The following is a 3,328-nucleotide window of genomic DNA, read 5'->3' as shown; positions in this document are numbered from 1 at the left end:
CCCCAGATGCCCCCGGTGCCGCCATGACCGCCCGCGCCTGCGACGCCCACGGTGTTGAAGCCGCCCATCCCGCCGGCGCCGCCGTTGCCGAACAGCCCGGCCGCCCCGCCGTTGCCGCCGGTGCCGGAGAGGTAGCCGGCGCCGCCAGCGCCGCCGTTGCCGAACATTCCCCCGGCCCCGCCGTTGCCGCCGGCGAGGTGGTTGGCGCCTCCGGAGCCGCCGGCGCCGCCGTTGCCGATCAAGATCCCGCCGGGCGCACCATCGGCCCCGGTCCCCGGTGCGCCGTTGGCTCCGTTGCCGATCAGCGGTCGATTGGCGGCCGCCATCGCGGGCGCGTTGACCACGTCGAGGAGTGCCTGTAACGGCGAAGTGTTGGCGGCCTCGGCCAGTGCGTAGGATTCCGCGCCGGCTTGCACGCCGGACACCAGCTGTTCGTGGACGGCAGAGATGTGCGCACTGATGGTCTGATAGCCGCGCGCGTGCGAACCGAACAACGCCGCCAGGGCCGTCGACACTTCGTCTTCGGCGGCGGCCACTAGGTTGGTGGTCTGTCCGGCCGCGAGGACGTTTGCCGCGGTGATCGTTGACCCTATCCCGCTCAACTCTCGCACGGCCAAACCCAACGCCTCAGGCACCACAGTGAGAAACGACATCGAAAGCCCCTCGAGACGACGTGCACAACCGGACTAGAGAGGAAATATCGGGTTCGGATGAAAGGTTTCCCGAAGATTTATTGAATGCCCTAGCCAGGGCGGCTCTGTAGCGCCGGTACGGTGCCCGGTATGACGTCACTGCGCTGCCGCGTCGTGCCCCGGACCGTCCTCGCTGCCGTGGCAATGAGCGCGATTTTGGCCGGATGCGGGTCGGGGGACTCCACGGTCGCCAAGACACCGCAAGCCACCAAACCGTCGGCGACGGCCAACCCTGCTGCCCCCGCAAACCCGCCGCCCGCGGCTGCGGAGTCGCCCACCAGCGCCCCGCCGCCGGATCCCTGCGCAGTCAATCTGGCCTCGCCCACGATCGCCCGGGTGGTCTCAGAGTTGCCTCGCGACCCGCGCAGCCAGCAGCCGTGGAGCCCCGAGCCCTTGGCGGGCAACTACAACGAGTGCGCACTGTTGTCCGCGGTGATCATCAAGGCGAACACCAACGACACCAATCCGACCACCCGGGCGGTGTTGTTCCACCGTGGCAGCTACATCCCGCAAGGAGTCCCAGACACCTACGGTTTCAACGGAATTGACGCCGCACAGAGCGCCGGCGACACCGTCGCACTGACCTATCCCAACGCTCTCGGAGTAGGTAGCGTGGTGAAGTTCCGCTGGAACGGCACCGGTGTGGAGCTGATCGGCAACACTCCGGGGCGCTAGCCCTTATCGGGAACCGGCTCCGCCGCTGCCGGCGCCGGACGCCGACGGGACGGTTGCCAAGTTGCCCGGCGTACCGCCGAGTCCCGAGTGCTGGGGTGGGTGAGCCAACGTTACCGGTGCTGCGTTGGCCGCCGTGCCGCCCTCGCCGTCATCACCGCTCCGGGGCATTCAATTGCACAGGCATTGATTTTGCCAGATTCCGGAAATGGGTCGCCCGGTGTCCGATGTGGGTTCTTTCCGCCCGTCTAATTGCAGCAGGTATCAGTGGATCGCCTTGACGGGGTGGTCAATTGAACTTGCTCCTGCGAGCGGGGACGCCCACCTTCGATCGGATAGTATGGCTGCGTCATGCGGGGCTGGGAGGCCCGAGAAATTCGTGCGGGGGGTGTGTCATAGCCGCCATTCATTTCATTTCAGGCTTGCCGCGTTCGGGTTCGACACTTCTGGCCGCGTTACTGCGGCAAAACCCGCGCTTCCAGGCCGGGATGTCGGGTCCGCTGGCCGGGCTGTTCGGTGCCTTATTGGGCGAAATGAGCGGGCGCAACGAGTTTTCGGTGTTTATCGACGACGCCAAGCGCGAGCGCATCCTGCGTGGGCTGTTCAACGACTTCTACGCCGGCAACACCGCCGAGGTGGTCTTCGACACTAACCGCTACTGGTGTCAGTGGATGCCGGCGATTGCGCGGCTGTTTCCGGACGCGAAAGTGATTGCCTGCGTGCGTGACCTTCAGTGGGTGGTGGACAGCCTCGAACGACTGATTCAGCGCAACGTCTTCAGTCCTTCGTCGATTTTCAACTACAGCGCCGGCGGCACGGTCTTTACCCGCGCCAAACAGGTAGTGGCCACAGACGGCATGGTCGGCGGACCCTACGATGCCCTTAAGCAGGCTTGCTATGGCGCACAACGGGATCGGCTATTACTGCTGCAGTATGACACCCTGACTACCGACCCAGCCAAGGCGATGCAGGCCATCTACACCTTTATCGGTGAACCGGCCTTCGAACACGATTTCAGCCACGTCGAATACGACGTCACCGAGTTCGACGAGCGTGCCGGGACACCGGGTCTGCACACCGTACGCCCCGCGGTCAAAGCCGAACCACGTGACACCGTACTTCCCCCTGATTTGTTTAATCGCTTTGTGCGCGATGCTTTCTGGCGTGACCCAGAGCGGATTCCAGCCGACCTGCAAGTCGTGTGAGATTCGTTCAGCAGCTTAAAACAAGCCAGCCCCTCCCCATTTTGCAGCGACGCTGAAGGCCGTTCTGCTTAAACCCGCCGTTCTGACCAGAAGTTCAAATAGTCTCAATCAAGTTCGTGGGTCACCGAGCTGTCGAGGCCTTCCCCCCACGTCTGTCGACACTGGAGGCACGCGGCTGCTTGGCACTACGAAAGTCCCAGCCACCGCAGCAATTTCGCTTCTGATGGCGAAGGATTGATCCCGCGATCAGTCGGTATTCTCGTCTGTGTTTCGTTAGTATTCGCAATGACACAATGATCAGATGTCCGCTGGAAATTTCCTGATGCGGACGGTATCTCGGAGGCTGAGCATGGTAGCCATGCATTTCATCTCGGGTCTGCCGCGCTCGGGTTCGACCCTGCTGGCCGCGTTGCTGCGGCAAAACCCGCGCTTCGAGGCTGGGATGTCGGGTCCGCTAGCCGGACTGTTCGGTGCGCTCTTAGGCGAAATGAGCGGGCGAAACGAGTTTTCGGTCTTTATCGACGACGCCAAGCGCGAGCGCATCCTGCGTGGGTTGTTCGATGATTTCTACGCCGGTAACACCGCCGAAGTAGTCTTCGATACCAGTCGTGGTTGGTGTCAGTGGATGCCGGCGATTGCGCGGCTGTTTCCAGACGCGAAAGTGATCGCCTGTGTGCGCGAACTTCAGTGGGTGGTGGACAGCCTCGAACGACTGATTCAACGCAACGTCTTTAGCCCTTCGTCGATCTTCAACTACAG

4 protein-coding genes are annotated in these 3,328 nt (G+C 63.3%); 3 read left to right on the top strand and 1 reads right to left on the bottom strand.

Annotated elements, in window-relative coordinates; translation table 11 throughout:
* Positions 1 to 653: PE family protein (locus A5634_RS17345; RefSeq protein WP_155769389.1), on the bottom strand; the 653-nt coding region annotated here is incomplete at its 3' end.
* Positions 654 to 782: 129 nt separating this feature from the next.
* Between A5634_RS17345 and A5634_RS17340 the strand changes: the two genes are divergently transcribed.
* The 3 genes from A5634_RS17340 to A5634_RS17330 all read left to right on the top strand — a co-directional run.
* Positions 783 to 1,367, top strand: coding sequence for an LppP/LprE family lipoprotein (locus A5634_RS17340; protein ID WP_081290497.1), 585 nt, complete (start codon positions 783 to 785; stop codon positions 1,365 to 1,367).
* Between the two features lie 419 nt (positions 1,368 to 1,786).
* Entirely contained in the window at positions 1,787 to 2,569 is a 783-nt protein-coding gene (locus A5634_RS17335) for a sulfotransferase family protein (RefSeq protein ID WP_253861700.1), read from the top strand.
* Between the two features lie 301 nt (positions 2,570 to 2,870).
* On the top strand, positions 2,871 to 3,328 hold a 458-nt coding region (locus A5634_RS17330; protein ID WP_253861698.1), incomplete at its 3' end, for a sulfotransferase.

Origin of the sequence: Mycobacterium asiaticum (assembly GCF_001673365.1) — a bacterium.
Classification (GTDB): Bacteria; Actinomycetota; Actinomycetes; order Mycobacteriales; family Mycobacteriaceae; genus Mycobacterium; species Mycobacterium asiaticum_A.
Note: the sequence above shows the minus strand (reverse complement) of the source record. Positions and strands in the feature narration are given on the sequence as shown.